The following is a 25,196-nucleotide window of genomic DNA, read 5'->3' as shown; positions in this document are numbered from 1 at the left end:
TCAGCGGGGTTTGTCTTTCCGGCTGTTGGGCCGTTCCGACATCCAGAACTCTAGCGGATTTCCCGGGCGGCTCATAATCGAGCCTCTCGAATGAATTCCGGCATGCCGAAATTATCCCCGAGTGGGAGATGGTGCTGAGAGTTTGGGTTTGCCGCTTTCGCGGCGAGCGGTTGTCGCAGAACCGTTCCGGCTCCGTGACAACTCGAAGAACCTTACGGATCGGCGGAGGCTGTGTCAACCCCCGCCGATGGGCCGTCAGTACGGGCGTCAGTACGGGTGTTCAGTCCAGGTCCTTCAGGCGGCCCCCGGCGTCCGGCTGGGCGTCCTCGACCCTGCGGAGCAGGCGGATCAGCATCTCGCCGAGCGAACCACGCTCGTCGGCGGTGAGGTCCTGGAGCAGGTCCTCCTCGAAGCTCGACGCCATCCGCATCGCTTCGAGCCACTTGGCGCGGCCCTCGTCCGTGAGCTCCACGATCACGCGGACGCGGTTGTTCTCGTCGCGGTCCCTGGTGACCAGGTCGTCCGCCGCCATCCGGTCGATGCGATGGGTCATGGCGGCCGGCGTGAGGCCGAGGCGCTTCGCGAGCTCGCCGGGGCCCAGTCGGTAGGGCGCTCCAGAAACGACGAGGGTCTTGAGGACTTCCCACTCCGTGTTGCTGATGCCGAGTGCGGCGACCTGCCGGCCGTACGCCACGTTCATACGGCGGTTGAGGCGGCCCAGGGCCGAGACGACCTTCTCGACCTGCGGGTCCAGGTCGCCGTACTCACGCTGATAGGCGGCGATCTGTTCGTCGAGGCTCGGCTCCTGGGGGCCGTGCGGCTCTTGGGTCTCAGGCATGCCGCGCAGTATGACACGTAGTCGTTGGCACTTAAGTCCTTCGGCGTGTACTGTTCAAGTTCTAACTTTAGTGTTGAAGTCTTCAGACTTCAGCTCTTCTCCTTCGAAACCTTGAGCAGGTGAGTGTGACCAGGGCAATGGGCGCCGCGATGCGCCGGATCCAGATGGGAAACGCGCTGAGCGCGTTCGGTATCGGATTCACCGTTCCGTATCTGTATGTCTACGTGGCTCAGGTGCGGGACCTGGGCGCGAGTACAGCAGGTGTGGTGCTCGCCGTCTTTGCTGTGGCCGCACTCGTCGTCCTGCCGTTCACCGGCCGCGTCATCGACCGGCGCGGGCCGCTGCCCGTGCTGGTCGGCGGTGCGGTGAGCGCCTCCGCCGGTGCCCTGTGCGTGGGGCTCGCGAACAGCGTGCCGACGGTCTTGCTGGCCGCCGCGCTGCTCGGGGCGGGTACGGCGGTCGTGCAGCCGGCGCTCGCCACGATGATCGTGTGGTGCTCCACCCCGGCCACCCGTACGCGGGCCTTCGCCATGCAGTTCTTTCTCGCGAACCTCGGCCTCGGCATCGGTGGTCTGATCGGCGGCCAGCTCGTCGACGAAAGCCGGCCCGACAGCTTCCTGCTCCTCTTCAGCATTGAGGCCGTGATGTTCCTGGTGCTCGCCGGGATCGGTGCGAGTGTCCGGCTGCCGCGCGCGGCCGTTATTCCCGGCGCCATGCCGCAGGACGACCCCGCTGCCAAGGGGGGCGGCCTGCGGGCGCTCCTGAAGCACCGGGCCATGGTCCAGTTGTGCGGGCTCGGGTTCGTGCTGTTCTTCGCGTGTTACGGGCAGTTCGAGTCGGGGCTCGCGGCTTACGGGACCGAGGCGGCGGGGATCGAGCCCTCGACGCTTGGCATCGCGCTCGCGGCCAACACCGCTGTCATCGTCATCGCGCAGTTCGTGGTGCTGCGGCTGGTCGAGCGGCGGCGGCGTTCGCGTGTCATCGCGCTGGTCGGGCTCATCTGGACCGTCGCGTGGGTCGTGGCCGGGTACGCCGGTCTCGGGCACGGCAGTCAGACGATGGCTACGGCCGCGTTCATCTCGACGTACGCGCTGTTCGGGCTCGGTGAGGCGATGCTGTCGCCGACCGTCGCGCCGCTGGTCGCCGATCTGGCGCCGGAGTCGATGATCGGGCAGTACAACTCCGCCTTCGCGCTGGTCAAGCAGCTTGCGCTGGCGGTCGGGCCGGCGGTGGGCGGACCGATGGGCGCGTCGCTGCACGCGCCGTACATCCTTACCTTCATCGTCTTCTCGCTGGGCATCAGCGTGCTGGCGCTGCGGCTCGGCAAGCAGCTGACGCCGGAGCAGGACCGGCCGGTGCCGGTGCGGTCGCGGGTCGTCGCTTCCGGCATGCCGGTGAAGGATCTGGCGCCGGTGGAGTAGGGCGGGCGTCGGGTTCTGCGGAGCTGTTCCCCACCCCGCCCCTTCCCGCTGCCCCAGCTTCGGGAAGGGGCGGGGTGGGGACAGGGAAACAAGGCCGCCGCAGGCGTCTGCCCATCCGGCCCCGAGGCGCGTCAGACCGTCGGCAGGGCGAATTCGCACCACACCGCTTTGCCGCCCCCGGGCGTCCGCCGGCTGCCCCAGGACGAGGCGATTGTCGCGACGATCGAGATGCCGCGGCCCGCCTCGTCCGCCGGTTCGGCCCGGCGGCGGCGCGGCAGGTGGTCGTCGCCGTCCGTCACCTCGATGATCAGCCGGCGGTCCGTGCGGCGAAGGCGCAGGCGCATCGGCGGGGTGCCGTGCTGGAGGGAGTTCGCGACGAGCTCGCTCGCCGCCAGGACTCCCAGGTCGCACAGCTCCACCGGGAAGCGCCAGGAGGCGAGGACCCCGGTGGCGAAGGCGCGGGCGCGGGGGGCCGCCTCGATGCCGCCGAGCAGATCCAGTGCCGCGTTGTGGAAGAGCTCCGCGTCCGGGCCGGTGCGCGTGGGGTGCTGGAGGACCAGTACCGCCACGTCGTCGTCGTGGTCGGCCGTGACGCCCAGCGCTCGGATCAGCCGGTCGCAGACGACCTGGGGCGTGCCGGTGGCGCCGGACAGCGCGCGTTCGAGGGCGGCCACGCCCTCGTCGATGTCCTCGCGGCGGCGCTCGACGAGACCGTCCGTATAGAGGACAGCCGTGGAACCCGGCGGGAGGGCGATCGTGCCCGAGGTGTGCATCCAGCCGCCGGTGCCGAGCGGCGGGCCCGTGTGGTCCTCGGCGCGGCGGACCGTGCCGTCCTCGTCGCGGACGAGGATCGGGAGGTGGCCGGCCGACGCGTAGACGAGGCGGCCCTCGTTGGGGTCGTGGACGGCGTACGCGCAGGTGGCGATCTGGCTGGCGTCGATCTCGGCGGCGAGGCCGTCCAGGAGCTGCAGGACCTCGTGGGGCGGGAGGTCGAGGCGGGCGTACGCGCGGACCGCCGTGCGGAGCTGGCCCATGACGGCGGCGGCGCGCACCCCGCGGCCCATGACGTCGCCGATGACCAGCGCCGTACGTCCGGCGCCGAGGGTGATCACGTCGTACCAGTCGCCGCCGACCGCCGCGTCCGTACCGCCTGGCTGGTACGTGGCGGCGATGCGCAGGTCGTCGGGCTGTTCCAGCTCCTGGGGGAGCAGGGAGCGTTGCAGGGTGACCGCCGTCTCGCGCAGGCGGCGCTCGCTGGCGCGCAGCCGCTCGGCGGCCTCCGCGTGGTCGGTGACGTCCGCGGCGAAGATCAGCACGCCACCGTCCCCGTCGGTGCCGGTCGCGGGCTCGATCGGCGTACACGTGATGGTGTACGAGCCGCCCTTGGGCACCTTGCGGGACTTGACCGTACGGGGCGTACCGCTGCGCAGGACCTGGTCCAGGAGCGGGAGCAGGCCGAGCTCGTCCAGCTCGGGGAGGGCGACGGCGGCGGGGGCGCCGGTCTCGCGGGGGCCGAAGGCGGCGGCGTAGGCGTCATTGACGTACGCGACGCGGTGCTCGGGGCCGTACACCAGGGCGACGAGGGCGGGGAGCCGGCCGAGGATCTCGCGGACGGAGAGGTCCGTCAGAGGGTGCCGGGGGTGCAGGGGGTCGTCGCCGGGCGCGCCCTGGGCGTCGGGCGCGTCGGGCCCGTGCTCGGACTGCCGGCCGTACTCAACGCGGGCCGCCGGGACGGAGCCGCGGTCGGTCCGCGCTGCGGCGCGGCGCTGCGTTCCGGGGAGACGGGCGCTCCAGCGCGTGAAGTTCACTGACTTTCAAGCCTCATGGTGTCGCGTTGCGTTGTATTGCGTTGCTGACGCAGTGGTCGCTGGGGTTGCTGGGGCTGCTGGCGTTGCTGTGTGGGGGAGCTGGTGTGTCGCTACAGCGGGTGACTCTGTGCCGGTGTGAGCCAACCTATGGTCACACGCCCAGTGTGACCGACCGCACTGACAGTCGTCACTTGGTCTTGGGCGGCTCGCCGTGTGCGGCCAGTTCGAATTCGGCTCGCGGGTGCTCCAGGGAGCCGAGCGAAACGATCTCGCGTTTGAAGAGTCCGGCGAGCGTCCATTCGGCCAGAACCCGGGCCTTGCGGTTGAAGGTCGGCACCCGGCTCAGGTGGTACGTGCGGTGCATGAACCAGGCCGGATAGCCCTTGAGTTTGCGGCCGTAGACGTGCGCGACGCCCTTGTGGAGACCGAGCGAGGCGACCGAACCGGCGTATTTGTGCTCGTAGTTCTTGAGTGGTTCGCCGCGCAGGGAAGCGAGAACGTTCTCCGCGAGGACCTTGGCCTGGCGTACGGCGTGCTGGGCGTTGGGCGCGCACTCCCTGCCCGTCTCGTCCGCGGTGAGGTCGGGGACGGCGGCGGCGTCCCCGGCGGCCCAGGCGTGCTCGGTTCCTTCGATCGTGAGCTTGGCGGTGGCGGCGAGCCGGCCGCGTTCGTTCAGGGGAAGGTCGCTCGCCGCGAGGACGGGGTGTGGCTTGACTCCCGCAGTCCATACGACGGTGCGGGTGGGGAAGCGGGAGCCGTCGCTGAGGACGGCGACGCGGTCCGCGCAGGAGTCGAGACGGGTCTCCAGGCGTACGTCGATGTTGCGGCCGCGCAGTTCACGGATCGCGTACTTGCCCATCTCCTCGCCGACCTCGGGGAGGATGCGGCCCGATGCCTCGACGAGGATCCACTTCATGTCCTGCGGCTTGACGTTGTGGTAGTAGCGGGCGGCGTAGCGGGCCATGTCCTCGAGCTCGCCGAGCGCTTCGACGCCCGCGTATCCGCCGCCGACGAAGACGAAGGTGAGGGCGGCGTCGCGGACGGCCGGGTCGCGGGTGGCGGAGGCGATGTCCATCTGCTCGATGACGTGGTTGCGCAGGCCGATGGCCTCTTCGACGGTCTTGAAGCCGATGGCGTAGTCGGCGAGGCCGGGGATCGGGAGGGTGCGGGAGACGGAGCCCGGCGCCAGGACGAGTTCGTCGTACGTGATCTCGATGCCGCCGGTGCCCTCCTCCTCGGTGGCGAGGGTGGTGACGGTCGCGGTGCGCTTGGCGTGGTCGATCGACTTGGCCTCGCCGATGACGATCTTGCACTCGTCCAGGACGCGGCGGAGCGGGACCACGACGTGGCGCGGCGAGATGGAGCCGGCCGCCGCTTCGGGCAGGAACGGCTGATACGTCATATAGGGATCAGGGGTCACCACAATGACCTCGGCCTCGCCACTTCTCAGCTTCCGCTGGAGGTGCAGCGCGGTGTACATCCCGACGTAGCCGCCGCCGACAACGAGAATGCGCGCAGGTTCTGTCACTGTCCCATGACGCAACGGCCGCTGGACTTTGTCCACAGGCCCGGCAAATTGTGTGACCGGAGGTCACGGGCGCGGCGAGGTGCGGGAATTCCTGCTCGATGTGGAAGGTTTGCAGGTCAGCGGGCGGGGAGGGGGTGCTGAGAGTGGCCGAATCAGGAAGGTTCCGGTCGATACTCCGATCGGGCGGGCGCTCCGTGCGGAACTACCCCCTTCTGTATCTACGCGCGCTCAACTATGTTCGTATCTCGTCGGGGCGGCCGGGTCTGCGGTCCCGGCCGACTATCAGGGCGGGGAGTCTCCGGGGGGAGACATCATTACCGGGGGAACGCTGATGCACATTCAGGACTCTCATTGGCAGACTGCCGTCGCATCCGACGGCAACGGGCGCGCGGGGACCGGAGGACCACGCTCCGCGCCGCTGCGTGTGGACGCACAGCGCAATCTTGAGCATGTACTGCGGGCCGCTCGCGAGGTATTCGGCGAGCTGGGCTACGGGGCGCCGATGGAGGACGTGGCGCGACGCGCCAGGGTCGGCGTCGGGACGGTGTACCGCCGCTTCCCGAGCAAGGACGTACTGGTGCGCCGAATAGCCGAGGAGGAGACCTCCCGGCTGACCGATCAGGCGCGTACGGCTCTGGGGCAGGAGGATGAGCCGTGGTCGGCCCTGTCCCGCTTCCTGCGTACTTCGGTGGCGTCCGGCGCGGGCCGGCTGCTGCCGCCGCAGGTGCTGCGGGTGGGCGTGGACGGCGGCGGCGGCGACGGCGAGTTGCCGCTGGTGCCGGGCGACGTGCGGGTGCCGCAGCAGCGGCAGGCCGTGGGGCCGGCGGCGGGTTCGGTGACGGGCTCGGTGACGGGTTCAGCGGCGCCTGAGCTGCGGCTGGTCGAGCAGCGCGACGACCTGGGGAGTGACGACGCGGGTGCCGCGGAGCTGCTCGAGGTCGTGGGGCGGCTGGTGGACCGGGCGCGGGCGGCAGGTGAGCTGCGTGGCGATGTGACGGTGGCCGATGTGCTGCTGGTGATAGCCACGGCGGCGCCTTCGCTGCCGGACGCGGCGCAGCAGGCGGCGGCTTCCGCCCGGCTGCTGGACATCCTGCTGGAAGGTCTGCGGTCCAGGCCGGTTTAGGCCGGTCTACGCCCTGCGGGTGTTTGTCCGGGGGTCCGCTTGTTCGCCACGTGGCGGACGAGCGGGCCTGCCGAACCTCTCGCCCCTTCCCTGTTCGGGTGAAGGCTAGTGCTCGCATACGGGAAAACTCCCCGGATGAGTGGTTGCCCGGCTGGAGCAATGGGCCGTGGTGCGCTCTGTGGGATTCTTGGCCGGTATTTCCGGGTCCGAGGGTGCTTACGGGGGCTTCCGCTATGGGTGTTGAGGGGCGGGACGAGCCGCTCGACCGTGTCGGCATGGAGCCCGGTGGGCTGCCTTCGCGACAGGTCCTGAGCCAGGCGGGGCGCGGCCGGGCGGACGACGACGGCGGCGAGCCTGACGCTGACTGGGAGAGGTACGGAGCCGGCGGGACCGTGCTGCCGGGGCCGTGGCCGGCCGTGGAGGGCGACGTCGCGAATGTCCCCATGCAGCGCGAGGGCGGCAGCGCGTACAGCTACCCGGCGGCGCAGACTCCGACGTCCGACGCCGAGCTGATCCAGCGGATGCGGGCGGGCGACGACAGTGCGTACGAAGCACTGTTCCGGCGGCACTCCGACGCCGTCCGCCGGTACGCCCGTACCTGCTGCCGGGACGCCCACACCGCCGACGACCTGACGGCCGAAGTCTTCGCCCGCACGTTGCAGGCGGTGCGCGGGGGCTCGGGGCCCCAGCACGCCGTACGGGCGTATCTGCTGACGACGGTGCGGCGGGTGGCCGCGGCCTGGACGAAGACCGCCAAACGTGAGCATCTGGTCGAGGACTTCGCCCTCTTCGCGGCGCAGTCCGACCGGTTGGCGGATGCCTCGGACGACGACACCCTGGACCTCGGGGCCGACGTACGGGCCATGCACGAGGCGGAGCAGACGCTGGCCATGCAAGCGTTTCGCAGCCTGCCCGAGCGCTGGCAGGCGGTGCTGTGGCACACCACCGTCGAGGAGGAGTCGCCGAGCGATGTCGCGCCGCTGTTCGGGCTGACCGCGAATGCCACGGCCGTGCTGGCGAGCCGGGCGCGGGAGGGGCTGAAGCAGGCGTATCTCCAGGCACATGTGAGTACGGCGCTGACGGCGGGCGGCGACTGTGCGCGGTACGCCGACCGGTTGGGCGCGTATGCCAGGGGCGGGCTTCGGATGCGGGCCGAGCGGGGGCTGCGCAAGCATCTGGAGGAGTGCGCGAAGTGCCGGATGGCCGCGGGTGAGCTGAGCGACGTCAACGCCGGGATTCCGGCGCTGCTTCCGATCGCGGTCATCGGCTGGTTCGCCGGTGGGTACGTGGTCAAGGCCGCCGGGCTGGTGGTGGGCGGAGCGGCGGGTGCGGCGGGGGCGGCCGGCGCGGGGGCTGCCGCCGCGGCGACCGGCGCGGCTTCGGGTGCGGGTTCGAGTTCGGCCGGGGGCGCGGCCGGTGCAGCCGGGGGTGAAGCCCTGGGTGCCCCGGCGAAGGTGGCCATCGGTGCGGCGGTGGCCGCGGCAGTGGCCGCGGGGGTGGTGTTCGCGCTCGCGGGTGAGGACGCGAAGCCCAAGCCGAAGCCGGTGGCCAAGCCGCCGGTGTCGCGGCCCGTCGTACCGCAGCGGCCGAGTCCGGAGCCGCCGGTGCGGTCTGCGCCGCCGGCGCCGAAACCGCGACCGGTGGCTCCGCCGGGGCCGTCTGTTACTCCTACTCCTACCCCTACGCCGACTCGGGCGGAGCCCTCGCCCGCGCCGAAGCCGTCCGCGCCGCCCGAGCCGCCGCCGCCGAAGCCGACTCCGAAGCCGACTCCGAAGCCCACGCCTCCTCCGGAGCCCGTGCCTCCTCCTCCGCCGCCGCCCGCGCCCGTCGTCTACCAGGTGAACACCCTGCATTACGGGACGTTCGGCGATCACACCGAGCCCGAGGTGCGGCTCGGCGAGAGCAGTTGGCTGTGGCAGCGCTACGGGATGTCGATCGGTGGTGTGCGGTACGGGAACGGGGTGACGATGCACGCGCAGTCGTCCGTCACCATCGACCTCAACCGTGCGTGCGCCACCTATGACGCGCTCGTCGGTATCGACGACATGACGATGGGCGTCGGGGCCGCGCGCTTCTCGCTGTACGGGGACGGTGCGCTGCTGTGGCAGTCGGGGCTCGTTCGCGGTGGTGAGGCGGCTGTGCCGGTGCGGGCGGGCATCTCGGGCCGGGAGTCGATCCGGCTCGTCGTGGAGCCGGAGCATCCGTACGAGTCGATGGTGCTGGCGGACTGGGCTCAGTCGCGGATCAGCTGCGGGGGGTAGTAGGTGGGCGGTGCGGTGGGGCGGGCGCCTGCGGTTGGCCGTTTCCCCACCCCGCCCCTTCCCGAAACTGGGGCAAGCCCCAGCCCCCAGACCACACAGACGCCCTTCGGGCGTGTCCTCAAACGCCGGACAGGCTGGAATTGGGGCGAAGCCCCCAGCTCGGGAAGGGGCGGGTAGGGAAAGCCCCCGCAGGGGTTCCCGTCAGAGCGCTCGGCGTGGCGGAACGCCGCCTGCCACCGCGCGCTGGCGGGGGGCCGCCGTGCCCGTCCAGCAGGTTCCTCGGCGGGAGACCAGGCGGCGTAGCCACAGTTCCGTGGAGACCAGGTCCGCGAGGCCGTCCAGGGGGACCGGCTCGCCCTCGGCCGCCGCGCGCAGGGCCTTGCGTACGACGCGGGCCTCGATCAATCCCGCGTCGGCCAGCAGTGGCGCGTCGAAGAGGGCGATCAAGTCGCCCACCGCGGCGCGCACTCCGGCCCGGGACGCCGCCGCCGAGGAGGCATGGGACGTGGCGCCCCAGCCAGGGGGCAGGTCCTTGATGCCCGCGCCCGACAGGACGGCGCGCAGGATCGCTGCCCGGGCGCCCGGCTGGACGCGCAAGGCTTCAGGGAGGGTGCGGGACGCCCGTACGACCTGGTTGTCGAGGAACGGGGCGTGCAGGCGCTGGCTGCGGACCTCCGCGGCCTGCTCGAAGACCCGGTGGTCGGCCGCCGCCCGGGCCAGTGCGGCCCGCGCCCGGGCCTCGCCGGGGCGCTGCACCGACGAGGGCCTGGTCGCGGACGCCTGGAGGCGAACCGATACTTCAGCCAGCGCCTCGCCCGTCAGCCAACGCGCCGCAGGGCCCGGCCTGGTCCAGGCGAGGGCCGCGAGTGACGCGTCCAGGGCGGTTGCCGGACCGTTGCCGGTGCCCCGGGCCCCCGGTTCGTCGAAACGGCGGTCCATGAGGCGGGCCGCCGCCTCCTCGATGCCCGCGCGGTACGGCGTACGGGCGAGGCGGCGGGCGGCGCGGTAGACGGTCAGCGGGACGAAGAGCGAGTGGGCGGACGGCCCTTCGACTTTGGCGAGGGCGGCGACCGGGCGCAGCAGGTCGCGCCGTCTGCGGTCCATCAGGAGGTCGGCGAGGCGCGCCGGGTGGGCGTCCAGGACCTGGCGGGCGCCGTGCCCCGTGAAGTGGTCGGCGCTGCCTGCGGCCAGGCGGCGGCGGTGGCGTTCGGAGGTGACCAGGGAGGGGCCCGGTTCGTCGGTGAGCGGGCCGCTGTTCAAGTCGGCGTACGGAAGGGCTTCGGCGCCTGCGGCCACCACGACGTGGTGCAGGCGGGGGTTGGCGGCGATGGCACCGGCCCGCGCCAACTCCGCTTCGGCTCCGGGGCCTTCGGCGGTCAGGTCGTTGAAGGTGACCGCCAGCAGCCGCTCCCCCGCGCCCGTGCCGTGGCCCAGGACCGTGCCGGGCAGACCCGGCAGGCCCGCGGCGAGGAGGGCAAGGGTGGCGGAGGCGCTGCCGCCCGAGAGGTCGGCGCCGATGCCGGGGACGGGCGCGCCGCGGGCGGCCCGGCGATCGGCGGGGCCCATGCCGGGGACGGGCCCCGGGTCGGGTGGCGCGGTCTCGGGGGCGTGGCGCGGTGCGGTGAGTCTCGCCCGTACCGCTTCGACGAGGGCCTCCCGGACGCCGTCCACGGCTCGCTCCGGGTCGAGTTGGGCTGCGGCTACGGCGAGGGACGCCACCGGCTCGTACCCGGTGATCTCGCGCGATCCTTCGCGCAGGACCAGCGCGTGCCCCGGCGGAATGCGCCGCACGCCGGCGTACGGCGTGCCGTCGCGCAACGCTTCGGGTACGTCGGGGCAGGCGAGCAGCGCCGCGAGATGGCCGATGTCGAGCTGTGCCTCGATGAGGTCGGCGAGCGGGAGCGCGGCGGTGGCGTACGCGGTGCCATTGGCCCAGGGCGTATAGAAGACAGGACGCGCACCTGCCAGGTCACCGACCACGGTGACGCGGCGGCCGACCTGGACGACGGCCGTGTAACTGCCGGACCATGCGGTCAGGTGCCGCAGTGCGCCGCCGCGCGCCGCGAAGAGGCCGACGCGCAGTTCTTCGTCGGACGCGCCGCAGCAGCCGAGGACGGCGATCCGGGTAAAGGGGTCGACGCTGAGGGTACGTACTTCGTCGGGGCGCCAGTCGCCGACGGCCCACAGGGGGTCGGGGTCGCCCCACAGCAGCTGGGAGCCGACGGGATGCACGGTGAGAGATTCGGAATCGGATTGGGCAGAGGAAGGGGAGGAAGGGGTAGTGGTGCCGACTGTGCCGACCGCTCCGACCGTCCCGAAGCTCGCGGCGACACTGCTCCACCCCACCAACCACCGCATCGCCGCCTCCACAGGTTGTGGGCAACCAAACGCACGTACCGAAGTAGCTTCGGGACCATGCTGCCACGACAACGGCACGCAGGAGGGCCTACGGAGGGCGTACGGGCAAGTCAATGCGTCCGCCACGCGCAGGACTTCGGCCGGTTTGGGCGACAGGCGCCATTCAGCTATTCTGCGAGCGCGGCGGTACCGCGGGGGGCGGAGGGGGAACGCACAGTCCGGGAGGCGCTGTTCGCCTCCCGGACCGGTCCGCCGCCCGCGGGGATGAAGACGGCGGTGTCCCCCAGCCCACTGGATCCAGTGCAGCGGGCCGACCCACGCAACTCCCATGGAAGCGGCTCCCGGGCCGGCCCGACTAGAGCGCAGGGCGGGCGCACGGCCACACACACGGAGCACGGGGCGGAGCGCGGGCGTTCGTGTAACTACACGAATCTCGCCATACGGACCACCGCCCCTTAACGGTCGGGAGGCGGAGAACTACGCTGGGTTCAACTGATGTCCTGCGCGGTCCGCATATTCCGGCTGGACTGGCCGCATGGTTGTGCGGGCGGTAAGGCTGGGAATGTCCCCGCCGGACGGCCGTCTGTGTCGAGGGGTGGCGCATGTCCAGGGAGCAACGCGGGCCGAACGAAAAGCTCGGCACGGTTCTCGCCCTCGCGGGAATCAGCAATGCCGGCCTGGCGAGGCGGGTCAATGATCTCGGGTCGCAGCGCGGCCTGACACTTCGTTACGACAAAACGTCGGTGGCCAGGTGGGTGTCGAAGGGCATGGTGCCGCAGGGCGCCGCGCCCCACCTGATCGCCGCCGCCATCGGCGCCAAGCTCGGCCGTCCCGTGCCGCTGCACGAGATCGGTCTGGCCGACGCCGACCCCGCGCCGGAGGTGGGCCTCGCCTTCCCGCGCGACGTATCGGCGGCGGTCCGGTCGGCAACCGAACTGTACCGGCTGGACCTGGCGGGCCGGCGGGCGGGCAGCGGCGGCATTTGGCAGTCCCTGGCCGGTTCGTTCGCGGTCAGCGCGTACGCCACGCCCGCGTCGCGGTGGCTGATAACGCCCGCCGATTCGTCCGTCGCGCGGGACTCCACGGCGACGGCGTCCTCCGACGAGTCGGCGACGGACGCGACGCCGCTGCGGGTGGGGCACGCGGACGTGGCCAAGCTGCGGGAGGCCGCAGAGGACGCTCGGCGCTGGGACTCCAAGTACGGCGGCGGGGACTGGCGTTCGTCGATGGTCCCCGAGTGCTTACGGGTTGACGCGGCGCCGCTGCTCCTCGGCTCGTACAGCGACGACGTCGGCCGCTCGCTCTTCGGCGCCACGTCGGAACTGACACGGCTGGCGGGGTGGATGGCCTTCGACACCGGGCAGCAGGAGGCCGCTCAGCGCTACTACATCCAGGCGCTGCGTCTCGCCCGTGCGGCGGCGGATGTGCCGCTGGGCGGCTACGTCCTGGCGTCGATGTCGCTCCAGGCGACCTACCGGGGCTTCGCCGACGAGGGTGTCGACCTCGCGCAGGCGGCGCTGGAGCGGAACAGGGGGCTGGCCACCGCCCGCACCATGAGCTTCTTCCGGCTGGTGGAGGCACGGGCGCACGCGAAGGCGGGCGACGCGCAGGCGGCGGGGGGCGCGCTGAAGGCGGCGGAGGGGTGGCTGGAGCGGGCGCGGGAGGGCGATCCCGACCCGACCTGGCTGGGCTTCTACTCGTACGACAGGTTCGCGGCCGACGCGGCGGAGTGCTACCGCGATCTGAAGGCGCCACGTCAGGTACGGCGGTTCACGGAGCAGGCGCTGTCGCGGCCGACGGAGGAGTTCGTACGCTCGCACGGGCTGCGGCTGGTGGTGTCGGCGGTCGCGGAGCTCGAGTCGGGGAACCTCGATGCGGCGTGCGCGGCGGGGACGCGGGCGGTGGAGGTCGCGGGGCGGATCTCGTCGGCGCGGACGACGGAGTACGTACGCGATCTGCTGCACCGGCTGGAGCCGTACGGCGACGAGCCGCGGGTCGCGGAGCTGCGGGAGCGGGCGCGGCCGCTGCTGGTGGCGCCGGCGTGAGGCGCTTCGTGAGGGTCGTTCTCCCCCGGGTATGAAGGCGTTGTCAGTGGGTCAGTGCATCATCGGGAGTCCGGGGCGCGCTCTCCCCGGACGAGACGGCCGTGGTGGGAGGTGAAGCGATGACGTACGACTGCGATGTGCTGGTGATCGGTGCGGGGATCGTCGGGCTCTCGGCGGCGTACGCCATCACGCGCGCCGCGCCCGGCACGCGCGTGACGGTGCTGGAGAAGGAGCGGGGCCCCGCGCTGCACCAGACCGGGCGCAACAGCGGCGTGATCCACAGCGGCATCTATTACCGGCCGGGTTCGCTCAAGGCGCGGTACGCGGTGCGGGGCGCGGCCGAGATGATCAAGTTCTGCGCGGAGCACGGCATCGCGCACGAAGTCACCGGCAAGCTGATCGTCGCGACCGAGCGGGAGGAGCTGCCGCGGCTGCACGCGCTGGTGCAGCGCGGGCGGGAGAACGGGATTCCGGTGCGGGAGCTCGGCCCGGCTCAGATCGAGGAGTACGAGCCGAATGTACGGGGGCTGGCCGCGATCCAGGTCGCGACGACCGGCGTGTGCGACTTCGGGGCGGTCGCGGGGCAGCTCGCGGAGAGCCTGGGCGCGTCGGGCGCGGAGATCCGGTACGGCGCGGAGGTGGCCGTGGTGGACCGGCGGCCGTGGGGTGTGGCGGTGCGTACGGCTGACGGGGCGGTGGTGCGGGCGCGAGTCCTGGTGAACTGCGCCGGCCTGCACTGTGACCGGGTGGCGCGGCTGGCGGGCGACGACCCCGGGATGCGGATCGTCCCCTTCCGGGGCGAGTACTTCGAGCTTGCGCGTCCGGAGCTGGTGCGCGGGCTGGTCTATCCGGTGCCGGATCCGGCGTTCCCGTTCCTCGGGGTGCACCTGACCCGGGGCATCGACGGCGGCGTACACGTCGGGCCGAACGCGGTGCCGGCGCTCGCGCGGGAAGGTTACGCCTGGTCCGCGATCCGGCCGCGCGAGCTGGCCGGGACGCTCGGCTGGCCGGGGTCCTGGCGGATAGCCCGCCAGCACTGGCGTTACGGGGCGGGCGAGCTGCACCGCTCGATGTCGAAGCGCGCGTTCACCGACGCCGTGCGGCGGCTGCTGCCGGACGTCACGGCGGCGGATCTGCGGCCGGCGCCGGCGGGGGTGCGGGCGCAGGCGGTGCTGCGGGACGGGACGCTGGTCGACGACTTCCTGATCCGCGAGACGCCGCGCATCATCCACGTCCTGAACGCCCCTTCCCCAGCCGCAACGGCGTCACTCCCGATCGGAAGACGGGTGGCTCGGCGGGCGCTGGGGGTTTTGGCGGCGGGGTAGGCGGGGCGGAGTGGGGTGGCGTGCGGGGTGGTGAGGTCGGCGGGCGCGGTGCGGTGCGGGCGCCGTGCGACCCCCGGCGCGGTGCGGTTGCGCGGTGCGGTGCAGGGCAGTGCGGTGCGCCGTGCGACCCCGGCGCGGTGCGGTGCGGTCCCCGGGCGCGGTGCGGTGCGGGCGCCGTGCCACCCCCGGCGCGGTGCGGCCCGGTGCGGCCCCCGGGCGGTGCGGTGCGCGGTGCCGTGCCACCTCGACGCGGTGCGGTGCGGGCTCGGCGGAGTGCCTGCGACGCTGTCCCACACCCGCGCCTTTCGCGGAACTTGGCTCCGCCCCAGACCCCGGTCCTCAAACGCCGGACGGGCTGAATCGCCCGTAGAAGGTCGCCGCGCGCGGAGGTTCGGCCGCGCCCCGCATGCGGCGGCCCTGACCCGCGCCTCGGGCCGGCCGGCCAATCCGGCCCAGCCTGGCGGCACCAAACCCGCGCGGCGACACCCGCCCCGCCAAATCAAGCCCGTCCGGCGCTTGAGGACACGCCGGTAGCCCGTCCCCGGGGGTCAGGGGCTTGCCCCCAGACCCCCAGGACAGGGCGGGGAGGGCAACAGCCACCCCCAGGGCCACGCCACGCCACCCCACCCCACCCCCACCGCGCCGTAGAATCGGGGCATTGTGTCTGAGTCCTCCCGCATCCATCCCCCCGTCTCCCCCTTCCACCGAGCCAAGGGCGAGCCCCGCTTCCCCGGCGGCCCCGCGCCCGACCCCGCCGGGTCGCACCACGAGCGGCGGATCCGCAGCTTCCAGCCGCGGCGCAGCCGCGTGACCACGGGGCAGGCCGAGGCGCTGGAGCGGCTGTGGCCCCAGTGGGGCCTCGACATCGACGGGCAGCGCGTCCTCGATCTCGACGAGCTCTTCGGCGGCCGTGGCCTGCCGGTCGTCCTGGAGATCGGGTTCGGGATGGGCGAGGCCACCGCCCAGATGGCCGCCGAGGACCCCACCACCGGCATCCTCGCCGTCGACGTGCACACGCCCGGCCAGGGCAACCTCCTCGGTCTCGCCGACCGCGCCGGCCTCACCAACGTCCGCGTCGCGAACGGCGACGCGATCATCCTGCTCCGCGAGATGCTCCCGCCCGCCTCTCTCGCCGGCCTGCGCGTCTACTTCCCCGACCCGTGGCCGAAGAAGCGCCACCACAAGCGGCGCCTCATCCAGCCCGAGTTCCTCGACCTCGTCGCGCCCCGCCTCGCACCCGGCGCGATCGTGCACTGTGCGACCGACTGGGAGCCGTACGCCGAGCAGATGCTGGAAGTGCTCACCGCGCACCCCGACTTCGAGAACACCGTGCCGGACGGCGGCTACGCGCCGAGGCCCGCGTTCCGGCCACTCACCCGCTTCGAGGGTCAGGGCCTCGACAAGGGCCATGTCGTGCACGACCTTCTCTTCCGCCGCTGCCAGAGCCTGTAGGCGCCGTCGCCAGTTGTCAGTGCCCCTCGTTAGGGTCGACGGGTGTACGAGTCGCCTCCGCACCCCCGGCAGCACCCGGCGGTCCCGGACTGTGAGCAGCAGCCGCAGTTCGCCGCCGTACCGCCGCCTGCGCGCTGGCGCTACAAGCCGCGCCGCGCCTGGTGGCGCGTCAGGGCGGTGCGCGCGGGAGCGGTGATCACGGTGCTCGCGCTCTGCGCCCTGGTGATCCTGGCGATCGTCCGCCACCAGACCGGCACTCATGGCTTCCTGGTGGGGCTGGGGCTGGCGGTCCTTCCGGTGCCGCTGCTGGCAGCGGCGTTCCGCTGGCTGGACCGGGTGGAGCCAGAGCCCTGGCGGAACCTCGTCTTCGCCTTCGCCTGGGGCGCGTTCGCCGCCGCTCTCGTCGCGATCATCGCGAACAGTTTCGCGACCCGCTGGATAGCCACAGCCACCGCCGACCCGGCGGGGGCCGAATCCCTCGGCGCGACAGTGATAGCCCCGGTCGTCGAGGAGAGCGCGAAGGCGGCGGCCCTGCTGCTGATCTTCCTCTTCCGCAGACGGGACTTCACGGGGATCGTGGACGGAGTGGTCGTCGCCGGGTTCACGGCGACCGGCTTCGCCTTCACCGAGAACATCCTCTACCTCGGCAACGCCTTCGGCGAGGACCAGGAAGCAGGCGCCTCCGGCCTCGCGTCGGTGACCGCGGCGACCTTCTTCGTACGCGTAGTGATGTCGCCGTTCGCGCACCCGCTGTTCACGGTGCTGACGGGCATCGGCTTCGGGCTCGCCGCGCTCGCGCCGCCGCACCGCCGGGGGCGGTGGCGGCGTATCGCGCTGCCGCTGCTCGGCCTGGCGTTCGCGATGGGCATGCACGCTCTGTGGAACGGCTCGGCGGTCTTCGGGCAGTACGGCTTCTACGCGGTGTACGCAGGCTTCATGGTCCCCGCCTTCGCCCTGCTGACCTGGCTGGTGGTCTGGACGCGCCAGCGCGAGCTGAGCACCATAGCCGCCGAGCTGCCCGCCTATGCCGCCGCCGGCTGGCTGCTGCCCGCCGAGCCGCTCGCGCTCTCCTCCATGCGGGCCCGCTCGCTGGCGCGGGACGCGGCGGCCCGTACGCATGGAGTACGTACGCACGGAGGCCGCGCCGCCGCCCGTGCCGTCGCCGAGTACGAGGCCTCCGCCACCTCGCTCGCCTTCCTGCGCCACCGGGCGCACCGCGGCGCGGTGGGTCCGGACTTCACGGCACGCGAGCAGGAGCTGCTGCACCACCTGTGGCAGCGCAGGGAAGTGGCCGGGCCGGCCCTGGAGTACGCGGCGCGGGCGACGGGGCGGCTGCGGACACCACCGCCGTGGCACCCGTACGGGTACGGGCCGCCGCACCCCGCCCCGCACCGGGACTACGCCGCGTACAACCCGTACCGGCAGCAGTAGCGGGTATCAGGCGGACGCAGCCGTCAGCAGCGCGATGGCGCGGACCTTGCCGTGCCGTACCAGCTGGTCGAGGGCGGTGATGATCTCCTCGACGCGCACGTCCGGGTCGTAGAAGTGCGTGGAGTAGAGGCAGCCCGTCCGGCGATTGAGGATTCCTGCCAATTCCTGCGCCGCACCGGCGCCGTAAACACAGACCGGCAGCCCTGGCTCGGGGGGCGTGCGCCAGGACTGCCGGGGACTGTGGAAGTTGCCGCGGACGTATCGCGGAAGTTGCCCTCAGACGGAAAGACCCTTGCCGCGCAGCCACGCGGCCGGGTCGACGCCCGCCCCGCCGGGCGTGTGCACCTCAAGGTGGAGGTGCGGCCCCGTGACATTGCCGGTGGCGCCCACGCGGCCGATGACCTCGCCCGTACCGACATCGCCGGACGTGACGGTCATCGAGGAGAGGTGGCAGTACCAGATCTCCGTACCGTCCGGGAGCTCCAGGACGATGCGGTAGCCGTACGAGCCCGACCAGCCCGCGGACTTGATCGTGCCGCCGTGCACCGCCTTGACCGGCGTGCCCGTCGGGGCGGCGAAGTCGAGGCCGGTGTGCTGGCCGGAGGACCACATCGAGCCGGACTGACCGTAGGTGGAGGTGAGCGTGTACGACGAGGTGGGCAGCGAGTAGCTGGCGGCCAGCTTGGCGAGCCGCTCCTCCTCCGCCTTGCGCGCGGCCTCTTCCTCCGCCTGCCGCTTCTTCTCCTCGGCCTCGCGCTTCTCCTCCGCGGCCTTGGCCTCCGCCGCGCTCTGCTGCTTCTCCGCCTCGGCCGCGGCCTTCTCGGCGGCCTCCTTCTCGGCGGCCAGCTTCACCTCGGCGTCAGCGGCGGCCTGCTGCTGCTCGGCCTGCTGGAGGATGCGGGCGCGCAGGGCCTCGCCCGCGTCAGTGGTGCCCTGCTGCGCGTCGGCGGTGGTGACGCCCGCGGTGGTGAGGGGGGCGGCGGCCACGACCGCTTCGCCCGGTGTGCCCGCCCCCGAACCGGATCCGGAGTCGTCGGACATGAAAGACCCGACGCCGGGAAGGGATTTGGCGTCGGGCAGCGAGTCCGTGAACGAGTCGGGAAGGTCGGGAAGGGAGATCGAGATGGCCGGCTTGTCCTGCGCGGTGGCGATGCCGCCCGCGCCGACCGCGGCTATGACGCCGACGCCGAGAACCGTGGAGCTGCGACCGAGTCCGCCGCGCTGTTTGGCGACGCGGTGGCGGCCGCGTACGGGCCGGACGGATTCCTCGGTGGGATTCCACTCTTCCCAGGTTCCCTCCCCGCCGACGTGATTCTCAGTGTCATTGGGTACCCCGTAAGAGGGCAGGGTCGCTTGGGGGGCAGGCCTGTTGGACGCCACGGAGGCGTGCTCCTTTCCTTCCTTCTCGCCTACCGGGTTAGCTGACGGGTTCGGAGCAGGAAGGTCTCCTACGGGCCGCTCCGTTGGTACGAAATGGCCCGATTCACCCCAAGGAACGTGGTTCCCCGGTTTCCTTGCGGAATTCGGCGCGTGCGCACGGTGCCGTCTCTTGCGACGACTGGGACGACCGCGCTGCGTTATCGAACGTTAATAGACACCGGGCACGCTTTCCAAGCTGTTCCAGTTGATCGTTAAGGGCATTGGACTGAACCAACCAGGACACAAACGCCCACAGTCGGACGAGTTGACCGCACCTCAGGAAACATCCTCACCATGACGGTTCGTCAATTGTTATGCGGAGGGGCATACCGCGATTACGCACGGTCGCGGCGCCGGCTGTGACGCTAGCTTCGGCACCATGGTTGTCAACAGCACGCAGTCGGTCGCCGAGCGCTACCGCGAGTTCTCCGAGCAGCAGGCGCGCGGCACTTCTCCCGTTTACGCCGAACTCACCGCCCGCATCAGCGAGGACCAGGACCTCTGCGCCCTCATCGCCGCCCTGCCGCCCGGCAACAAGCAGCAGCCCAACCTCCTCCTCGCCGCCGTCCGTTTCCTCGGCGGCCCGTACGACCGGTGGGCGCCCTTCCGCGCCTGGACCCTGGCCCACTGGGACGACGTACGCGAAGTCATACTGGCCCGCTTCACCCAGACCAACGAGCCCGCCCGCTGCGCCCCCCTGCTGCCCCTCCTGGCCGGGCTCCCCCAGCCGCTCGCCCTCATCGAGGTCGGCGCCTCCGCCGGCCTGTGCCTCCACCCCGACCGCTACGCCTACCGCTACAACGGCGGCGCCACCCTGGGCACCTCCCCCGTCACCTTCGACTGCCGTACGGAAGGCCCCGCGCCCCTGCCCACCGCGCTCCCCGACATCGCCTGGCGGGCAGGCATCGACCTCAACCCCCTCGACACCACCGACGAGGACGACGTCCGCTGGCTCCAGTCACTGATCTGGCCCAGCCAGGTGGACCGCCCGCGTCAGCAGCTCGCCGCCATCGAGGCCGTACGTACAGCGCCCCGCCCGCGCATCGTCCGCGGCGACCTCGTCGACGAACTCCCGGCGCTGGCCGCCGAGGCCCCGGCGGACGCGACCCTGGTCGTCTTCCACACCGCCGTACTGATGTACCTGCCGCTCGCCCGCCGCGAGGAGTTCGCCGCGCTCGTGCGCGCACTGCCGGGCCACTGGATCTCCAACGAGCACCACACCGTGCTCCCCTGGCTCGACGCCCCCGCCCCCGACGACGAGCACCTGCTCACCCTCGCGATCGACGAGCGCGCGGTCGCCTTCACGGCCCCGCACGGCCAGAGCCTGCACTGGTTCGACCGTCCGGCAGGTGGGCGTGGGCCCGCCTGACCAGACTCACGGTCCTGCGGCGGTCCTGCTGCCCCTCGGCGGGCCGCCCGACCGCGAGCAGGGCCATGTCGTCCGTGGCGGCTCCGGCCGTGTGCAGCCGTACGTCGTCGGTGAGCGCGTCCAGCAGTTCCTCGGGCCCCGGGAAGATCCGCCCGCGCAGCCGCGCGGCGGGATCGTAGAAGGCACCGGCGCGATTCCGCGCCTCGGACAGGCCGTCCGTGTAGAGCAGCAGCGTGGCGCCCGGCGGGAACGCGTACTCCTGCGCCCGGTCCGGCCAGGCGCCCAGCTCGCCCATCCCCAGCGGCAGCGCGGCCACGGCCGGCACGATCCCCGCGACATCCCCGTCGGCGTACAGCAGCAGCGGCTCGGGGTGCCCGCGATTGACCAGCCGCACCATCGCCTCCCCACGCGGGATCTCGGCGAGTACGGCGGTCGTGAACCCCTCGAAGGCGTCGAGCCCGTCGCGCCGGGCGCCCTCCCGCGTGAGTGCCCGCTCCAGCCGCTGCGCGACGCCTTCGAGCGACCGCTCCTGCTCGGCGGCCTCCCGGAACGCCCCGATGACGACCGCCACCGCCTCCACCGCGCCGAGCCCCTTGCCGCGTACGTCGCCGACCACGAGCCGTACCCCACACGGCGTGTCCTGTACGGCGAAGAGGTCCCCGCCGATCAAGGCGTCCGCCTGCGCGGCCTCGTACCGCGCGGCGATGTGCATCCCGGCGATCCGGTCGGCGGGGGCGGGGAGCACGGCGCGCTGGGCCGCCTCGGCGATGGTGCGGGCGGAGGCGAGCTGCCGGCCGCTGCGGCGTACGACGCGGTTGATGACGAGCGCGAGCACGGCGACGGTGATCAGCTCGGTCACGGACTCGACGTGCGTCGAGGTGCCGTTGTAGAGGTGCAGCCCGACGAGGGCGGCGGTCGCGACACCGCCGGTCACCAGTGTGTTGAGGAACGAGAAGAGCGGCGCGGCGATCAGCGGGGCGGCGGCGAAGAGCGGCGACGCGGTGAAGTTCGGCGGCGTGGTGACGTCGAATACGCACGCGCCGACGATCAGCAGCGCCGGCAGCGCCCGGACGAACCGCGAAACCTTGCCCGCGCCGCCTTGCTTCCCCACCTGTGGTCTCCTGCTCGCCGCGCACCCGGCTGCGGACGGTACCGCGCCCCACCCAGGCTGGCCGTAGCCGCGCCGCACGGCCATCCGGGGTCGGCCAACCGGGTGACGACGGTCTCACCCGCACCCGGACATACGACGAAGGCCCGGATCTCTTCCGAGATCCGGGCCTTCGTTTTCTTCTTCAGTAGCGGGGACAGGATTTGAACCTGCGACCTCTGGGTTATGAGCCCAGCGAGCTACCGAGCTGCTCCACCCCGCGTCGTTAAACCCAACTGTACGCCATCGGGGGACAGCCCCTGACCACTTGCCGGATCACTCGGCGATCTCGGTCCGTTCCCACCACTCGAAGACGGTCAGCCGCCCCTGATCGGTGTCCTGATGCCTCGACGTGATCTTGAAGTGTTCATACCCGCCACGGTGCGGAATCTTCAGCTCTTGTCCGGGAGGCGTGATCGGCACGATCCGCTCAGTCAGATCGTCCGGCCCGCCCTCAAGAAGCGCCTTTTCAGTCATGCCCCCAGTCTTGCCACGCACCGGCCCCACCCGCACGCCAAGCGCATCCCTTCAGTAACGGACCGCCCACGAGCGCGTACGTAAGTCAGGACTCAGTCGCGCTGGATGCCGATCTCATAAGCGATCTCCCAGCGGACATCCGCGACGACGATGTCCGCCGTCTCTACAGGCCGCCCGTCGACGTCGTAGTACGTCCGCTCGATCTCCGTGATCAGATCGCCGACGCTGATGCCCAGGAGGTTCGCCTGCTCCTGGCTGGCGCGGGCGGGGCGCGGGATCTCCACAGCGGTGTCGATGTCGACACCGATCGACCGCATCCGCTCGACAACACCAGCGCCTGCGCGCGGGCCCATCTCGGGGAGCACGACGGGTGTGCCGTCGGTGATGGCCATGGGCTCCCACGACTCGGAGAGCTGGACCGGCAGGCCGTCGGCGAGGAACTCGTAGTGCGTGCGGACGCACAGGTCACCGGGGTCGATGGCCAGGCGCTCCGCGATGTGGTCCGGGGCGGGTGCGCGGGCCTCGCTGCGCGACTCCCAAGTACCGGCCCGGCCCTGCTCCTTCATGTCCGCACGAAACGGGCTGCCGCCTCGGCGCTCGCGGTGGCGGGAGCGGACCATGCGCAGGCGCTCGCGCGGCCGACGGACGTAGGTACCGGATCCGGAGCGGCCTTCGAGGAGGCCCTCGATGATGAGCCGCTCCATCGCGCGCTGGGCAACGCTCTGCCCGACCCCGTACTCCTCGGCGAAGCGGGCCCGGGACGGCAACTTGTCGCCCACGGCCCACTCGCCCGCCATGATGCGGGCACGCAGCGCGTCAGCGACCTGCAAGTACGGCGTGTCACGGGGCATTTGAGCGACTCCGAGGTTGTGCGTCGACATTGACAAAGCTAACCCATCAGGTCGAAGCTGAATACTCAGCATCACAAGGAGTGATCAGATGCTCGTGAAGGGTGACCCGTGCGTTCCGCTGAGACACAGGCAGCCGCCATCGCCGCAATGCTCACCGCGGCAACCGGCGGCGAGCCCCGCCTCGATGAGACGCCCGACCGCATCCGCGTCGAAACGGACCTCCCCGAGCATCCCTCACTGGTCACCCGCACGGCCGTCCTCGCCGCCCTGGCGAGAGCAGCCCGATTCGGGCACAACCGCACTGCGGACGGCGATGTCGTGTGGGCCGAGCTCGACAGAGAGGCAGAGCAGTGACACAACTCGCCGGCCGAACGAAAGACGCGACTACACCCGCCGAACTGGCGGCGTACAAGGCCGTCCTCGACCACGCCGAGACCTGCCCCAAGTGCCCCGCCTTGCGCTGCCCGGTCGGCGCGCGGCTGCGGCAGGCAGAACGGGAGGCGCGGCGATGACCGCGTGCAGCAAAGGCGAACACGACTTCCCGGTCGAGAACGACAAGGGCGCCTACTGCGACGAGCACGGTGTCACCCTCATGTGGCACGGCCCGCCGATTACGCCCGAGGACATCGCCCCCGGCCCTGAGTCCGGCCGCCGAGCCGTGCCGCCGCGTGCTCCGCAGCACGTGCTTGACCAGCACCCCCACTGATCCCCGCCTCGGCCGATGCATCCGGCCAGGAAACCCCGGCCGAGGCGGACGTCCATCCCATCCAGAAGGCGGGAGAACACCACCATGAGTATCACCACCGAGCCGCCGCCCGTGACGCGGGACGTCCGCGACCTGATCAGCCCCGAAGACCTCGTCGCGGTCACCGCGACCGTCCAGCAGAACAACCCTGGCATGGAGCTCGACGTCGCGGAGCTGATCACGCTGGAGGCCATCAAATTCGAGGCGGCCTGCGCAGCGCACCCCGGCGCCGGCCTGGCTCCGTCCCGCGTGGTGGACGAGGGATGGCACGCGCTGATCCTGCACACGCGCGTCAAGGCGAGCCTGGCTGCTCGGCTCGGCATGTTCGTCCACCACGTGCCCGAGGCCCCCAACCCCGGCCGCCGCGACCCGGACGCCCTCACCCGCAGCCAGGAAGCGATCAAGGCCGCCGGATATACCCCCGAGCCCGCCATGTGGGTCGCCCCCACCGACACCAGCATCCCGGTAGCGGCCGAGTGCCAGCGTGATGACGACGGCGGCACCATCGTCATCACCAAGAAGCCCTGAGTGCCCCTACGCTGCGACCGGAAGGGAGACCCACCATGCCCCAGGAGTGGACCGATCCGAAGTACACGTGGCTGGCCGCAGCGTGGAAGCGCGCGCAACAGCCGGAATCGCGCGCCCCAGAGCCCAAGCCGACGCGCGCATTCGTAGTCCCGCCGAAGAGCTGACATTCACAGCGGCCCCGCCAGTCCGCTTCTCCCGAGGCGGTCGGCCGGGGCTTCATCGGCTCACGAAACGAGCTCAGCCCCAGATCAGATGCACTTTGACCTGGGGCTGAGCTGGTAGGCCGTGTGGGACTCGAACCCACAACCAACGGATTAAAAGTTCGAATTCGGACGTGCCGCCGGATGGTGCCCGATGACGATCCCCGGCTCCCCCGCAGGTCAGCGCGTTAGAGCACCACCACCCCGTACCGCCCCGTGTCAGCCCTCTACGGCGCGTCCGTGACCACAGCCGTGACCACGTGACCACCGCGCCACGACACGACGAACGGCGCCGCCCGGTGTCCTACCACCGGACGGCGCCTCGATCTGAACCCCTTCTGATCAAGGAGTCCGAACCAGTGACCGACCCCATCCGCGACCTACTCGCGGTCGTTCTTGAAGCGATCGACATACCTAACCCCGCCATGTCGGCGACGCCGAGCAGTACGGCGAGGTACTCGCCAATCGTGTGATGCATGCCAGGATCGCGCTCCGCAGCGTCGTCGAGGACGAGCCGCCCCTCGGCGTCCAGTGGACGACGGCGTATCTGCGCGAGCAGCTCGCGGCGACGCCTGCCACCGGCTACCGCGCATGGGGCGTCCAGTGAGCGCCCCGGCTGCCGGCGCCCGCCTGACAGTCCGCGTAGACGCTGACCTGTCTGACGACCTCGCGGTCCTCCTGCGCACCGGATGCACGACGTCGGACGCCGTCCGGCTCGCAGTCGCATTCCTCGCCCACGGCTACCGGTGGGCGTGGGAATCCGGGCACTACCCCGACGGCGTAGCGCCTGAGCGCATGGCCATGAAGGTGCCGCCCCATCCTGGCTCTGACCAGCGCGTATGACGCTCGGTCTGACGCCCCGCCGCCCAT

The 25,196-nt window shown here is 71.7% G+C and carries 22 protein-coding genes, 1 tRNA gene, 1 pseudogene and 1 riboswitch; of the genes and pseudogenes, 14 read left to right on the top strand and 10 right to left on the bottom strand.

The genetic code is table 11. From position 1 onward, the window contains the following. Positions 1-280: 280 nt before the first annotated feature. Positions 281-838, bottom strand: a complete 558-nt coding sequence (locus J7E89_RS33800; RefSeq protein ID WP_214979167.1) for a MarR family winged helix-turn-helix transcriptional regulator — start codon at positions 836-838, stop codon at positions 281-283. 137 nt (positions 839-975) lie between these two features. Here J7E89_RS33800 and J7E89_RS33795 point away from each other — a divergent pair, with 137 nt between their 5' ends. Next, entirely contained in the window at positions 976-2,259 is a 1,284-nt protein-coding gene (locus tag J7E89_RS33795; RefSeq protein WP_214979172.1) for an MFS transporter, read from the top strand. 131 nt (positions 2,260-2,390) lie between these two features. Here the strand turns inward: J7E89_RS33795 and J7E89_RS33790 are convergent, their stop codons facing one another. Beyond that, complete coding sequence (locus J7E89_RS33790) at positions 2,391-4,067, bottom strand: ATP-binding SpoIIE family protein phosphatase (RefSeq protein ID WP_214979164.1); 1,677 nt, start codon at positions 4,065-4,067, stop codon at positions 2,391-2,393. A gap of 187 nt (positions 4,068-4,254) precedes the next feature. Further along, a complete protein-coding gene (locus J7E89_RS33785; protein ID WP_214979161.1) occupies positions 4,255-5,595 on the bottom strand; it encodes an NAD(P)/FAD-dependent oxidoreductase in 1,341 nt (446 codons plus the stop codon). A gap of 331 nt (positions 5,596-5,926) precedes the next feature. Here J7E89_RS33785 and J7E89_RS33780 point away from each other — a divergent pair, with 331 nt between their 5' ends. Both J7E89_RS33780 and J7E89_RS33775 read left to right on the top strand, forming a co-directional pair. Beyond that, positions 5,927-6,718 (top strand): TetR/AcrR family transcriptional regulator, encoded by a 792-nt coding sequence (locus J7E89_RS33780; protein ID WP_214979158.1) that lies wholly within the window; start codon positions 5,927-5,929, stop codon positions 6,716-6,718. A 233-nt stretch (positions 6,719-6,951) separates the two neighbouring features. Then, positions 6,952-8,979: a sigma-70 family RNA polymerase sigma factor gene (locus J7E89_RS33775; RefSeq protein ID WP_214979155.1), complete on the top strand. Its 2,028-nt coding sequence runs from the start codon at positions 6,952-6,954 to the stop codon at positions 8,977-8,979. A gap of 201 nt (positions 8,980-9,180) precedes the next feature. On the opposite strand, the gene J7E89_RS33770 is transcribed toward J7E89_RS33775, so the two are convergent. Then, complete coding sequence (locus J7E89_RS33770; protein WP_214979152.1) at positions 9,181-11,337, bottom strand: asparagine synthase-related protein; 2,157 nt, start codon at positions 11,335-11,337, stop codon at positions 9,181-9,183. Between the two features lie 602 nt (positions 11,338-11,939). On the opposite strand from J7E89_RS33770, the gene J7E89_RS33765 reads away from it, so the two are divergent. The 4 genes from J7E89_RS33765 (at position 11,940) to J7E89_RS33750 (ending at position 17,590) form a co-directional block, all read left to right on the top strand. Then, positions 11,940-13,382: an MFS transporter gene (locus tag J7E89_RS33765; protein ID WP_214979148.1), complete on the top strand. Its 1,443-nt coding sequence runs from the start codon at positions 11,940-11,942 to the stop codon at positions 13,380-13,382. Between the two features lie 119 nt (positions 13,383-13,501). Continuing rightward, positions 13,502-14,707: an L-2-hydroxyglutarate oxidase gene (gene lhgO / locus J7E89_RS33760; RefSeq protein WP_214979145.1), complete on the top strand. Its 1,206-nt coding sequence runs from the start codon at positions 13,502-13,504 to the stop codon at positions 14,705-14,707. Positions 14,708-15,367: 660 nt separating this feature from the next. Continuing rightward, on the top strand, positions 15,368-16,159 hold the full coding sequence (trmB, locus tag J7E89_RS33755) for a tRNA (guanosine(46)-N7)-methyltransferase TrmB (RefSeq protein WP_308315688.1): 792 nt from the start codon (positions 15,368-15,370) through the stop codon (positions 16,157-16,159). Between the two features lie 42 nt (positions 16,160-16,201). Then, positions 16,202-17,590 (top strand): PrsW family intramembrane metalloprotease, encoded by a 1,389-nt coding sequence (locus tag J7E89_RS33750; RefSeq protein WP_214979142.1) that lies wholly within the window; start codon positions 16,202-16,204, stop codon positions 17,588-17,590. A 30-nt stretch (positions 17,591-17,620) separates the two neighbouring features. On the opposite strand, the pseudogene J7E89_RS33745 reads toward J7E89_RS33750, so the two are convergent. Both J7E89_RS33745 and J7E89_RS33740 read right to left on the bottom strand, forming a co-directional pair. Next, a pseudogene (locus tag J7E89_RS33745) lies at positions 17,621-17,719 on the bottom strand (aldo/keto reductase); the annotation flags it as partial. A 147-nt stretch (positions 17,720-17,866) separates the two neighbouring features. After that, entirely contained in the window at positions 17,867-18,970 is a 1,104-nt protein-coding gene (locus J7E89_RS33740) for a M23 family metallopeptidase (protein WP_214979139.1), read from the bottom strand. An 11-nt stretch (positions 18,971-18,981) separates the two neighbouring features. After that, positions 18,982-19,129: riboswitch (cyclic di-AMP (ydaO/yuaA leader) on the bottom strand. A 259-nt stretch (positions 19,130-19,388) separates the two neighbouring features. On the opposite strand from J7E89_RS33740, the gene J7E89_RS33735 reads away from it, so the two are divergent. Further along, positions 19,389-20,378, top strand: a complete 990-nt coding sequence (locus J7E89_RS33735; RefSeq protein ID WP_214979137.1) for a DUF2332 domain-containing protein — start codon at positions 19,389-19,391, stop codon at positions 20,376-20,378. Here the strand turns inward: J7E89_RS33735 and J7E89_RS33730 are convergent. The 4 genes from J7E89_RS33730 to J7E89_RS33715 form a co-directional block, all read right to left on the bottom strand. After that, positions 20,311-21,573 carry a PP2C family protein-serine/threonine phosphatase gene (locus J7E89_RS33730; protein WP_214979134.1) on the bottom strand — a complete coding sequence of 421 codons (1,263 nt, stop codon included), beginning with the start codon at positions 21,571-21,573 and terminating at the stop codon, positions 20,311-20,313. The two genes, J7E89_RS33735 and J7E89_RS33730, sit on opposite strands and share 68 nt — an antisense overlap. 101 nt (positions 21,574-21,674) lie before the next feature. After that, positions 21,675-21,748, bottom strand: a tRNA-Met gene (locus J7E89_RS33725). A 53-nt stretch (positions 21,749-21,801) separates the two neighbouring features. Beyond that, positions 21,802-22,002 carry a DUF5988 family protein gene (locus J7E89_RS33720; protein WP_214979131.1) on the bottom strand — a complete coding sequence of 67 codons (201 nt, stop codon included), beginning with the start codon at positions 22,000-22,002 and terminating at the stop codon, positions 21,802-21,804. 92 nt (positions 22,003-22,094) lie between these two features. Next, positions 22,095-22,853 carry a GntR family transcriptional regulator gene (locus J7E89_RS33715; RefSeq protein WP_214979129.1) on the bottom strand — a complete coding sequence of 253 codons (759 nt, stop codon included), beginning with the start codon at positions 22,851-22,853 and terminating at the stop codon, positions 22,095-22,097. A gap of 108 nt (positions 22,854-22,961) precedes the next feature. Here J7E89_RS33715 and J7E89_RS33710 point away from each other — a divergent pair, with 108 nt between their 5' ends. The 6 genes from J7E89_RS33710 to J7E89_RS33690 all read left to right on the top strand — a co-directional run bounded on the left by J7E89_RS33710 (position 22,962) and on the right by J7E89_RS33690 (position 25,169). Further along, entirely contained in the window at positions 22,962-23,207 is a 246-nt protein-coding gene (locus J7E89_RS33710) for a hypothetical protein (RefSeq protein ID WP_214979128.1), read from the top strand. Continuing rightward, positions 23,204-23,365: a hypothetical protein gene (locus J7E89_RS33705; RefSeq protein ID WP_214979125.1), complete on the top strand. Its 162-nt coding sequence runs from the start codon at positions 23,204-23,206 to the stop codon at positions 23,363-23,365. Before J7E89_RS33710 ends, J7E89_RS33705 begins: the two co-directional genes overlap by 4 nt. After that, a complete protein-coding gene (locus J7E89_RS33700; protein WP_214979122.1) occupies positions 23,362-23,559 on the top strand; it encodes a hypothetical protein in 198 nt (65 codons plus the stop codon). The genes J7E89_RS33705 and J7E89_RS33700 overlap by 4 nt, the downstream gene beginning before the upstream one ends. Before the next feature lie 84 nt (positions 23,560-23,643). Further along, complete coding sequence (locus J7E89_RS33695) at positions 23,644-24,126, top strand: hypothetical protein (protein ID WP_214979120.1); 483 nt, start codon at positions 23,644-23,646, stop codon at positions 24,124-24,126. A 672-nt stretch (positions 24,127-24,798) separates the two neighbouring features. Then, a complete protein-coding gene (locus J7E89_RS41925; protein WP_285439315.1) occupies positions 24,799-24,933 on the top strand; it encodes a hypothetical protein in 135 nt (44 codons plus the stop codon). Then, positions 24,930-25,169: a hypothetical protein gene (locus J7E89_RS33690; protein ID WP_214979118.1), complete on the top strand. Its 240-nt coding sequence runs from the start codon at positions 24,930-24,932 to the stop codon at positions 25,167-25,169. Before J7E89_RS41925 ends, J7E89_RS33690 begins: the two co-directional genes overlap by 4 nt. The last annotated feature ends 27 nt before the right edge of the window (positions 25,170-25,196 follow it).

The organism is Streptomyces sp. ISL-100, from assembly GCF_018614615.1.
In the GTDB taxonomy this organism is placed as follows: Bacteria; Actinomycetota; Actinomycetes; order Streptomycetales; family Streptomycetaceae; genus Streptomyces.
Note: the sequence above shows the minus strand (reverse complement) of the source record. Positions and strands in the feature narration are given on the sequence as shown.

Excerpts from the sequence above, each read along its gene's own strand:
- J7E89_RS33800 (WP_214979167.1), bottom strand. The coding sequence starts at position 838 with ATGCCTGAGACCCAAGAGCCGCACGGCCCCCAGGAGCCGAGCCTCGAC.
- J7E89_RS33795 (WP_214979172.1), top strand. The coding sequence starts at position 976 with ATGGGCGCCGCGATGCGCCGGATCCAGATGGGAAACGCGCTGAGCGCG.
- J7E89_RS33780 (WP_214979158.1), top strand. The coding sequence starts at position 5,927 with ATGCACATTCAGGACTCTCATTGGCAGACTGCCGTCGCATCCGACGGC.
- J7E89_RS33775 (WP_214979155.1), top strand. The coding sequence starts at position 6,952 with ATGGGTGTTGAGGGGCGGGACGAGCCGCTCGACCGTGTCGGCATGGAG.
- J7E89_RS33770 (WP_214979152.1), bottom strand. The coding sequence starts at position 11,337 with ATGCGGTGGTTGGTGGGGTGGAGCAGTGTCGCCGCGAGCTTCGGGACG.
- J7E89_RS33765 (WP_214979148.1), top strand. The coding sequence starts at position 11,940 with ATGTCCAGGGAGCAACGCGGGCCGAACGAAAAGCTCGGCACGGTTCTC.
- lhgO (WP_214979145.1), top strand. The coding sequence starts at position 13,502 with ATGACGTACGACTGCGATGTGCTGGTGATCGGTGCGGGGATCGTCGGG.
- J7E89_RS33735 (WP_214979137.1), top strand. The coding sequence starts at position 19,389 with ATGGTTGTCAACAGCACGCAGTCGGTCGCCGAGCGCTACCGCGAGTTC.
- J7E89_RS33730 (WP_214979134.1), bottom strand. The coding sequence starts at position 21,573 with ATGGCCGTGCGGCGCGGCTACGGCCAGCCTGGGTGGGGCGCGGTACCG.
- J7E89_RS33720 (WP_214979131.1), bottom strand. The coding sequence starts at position 22,002 with ATGACTGAAAAGGCGCTTCTTGAGGGCGGGCCGGACGATCTGACTGAG.
- J7E89_RS33715 (WP_214979129.1), bottom strand. The coding sequence starts at position 22,853 with ATGCCCCGTGACACGCCGTACTTGCAGGTCGCTGACGCGCTGCGTGCC.
- J7E89_RS33700 (WP_214979122.1), top strand. The coding sequence starts at position 23,362 with ATGACCGCGTGCAGCAAAGGCGAACACGACTTCCCGGTCGAGAACGAC.
- J7E89_RS33695 (WP_214979120.1), top strand. The coding sequence starts at position 23,644 with ATGAGTATCACCACCGAGCCGCCGCCCGTGACGCGGGACGTCCGCGAC.
- J7E89_RS41925 (WP_285439315.1), top strand. The coding sequence starts at position 24,799 with ATGCATGCCAGGATCGCGCTCCGCAGCGTCGTCGAGGACGAGCCGCCC.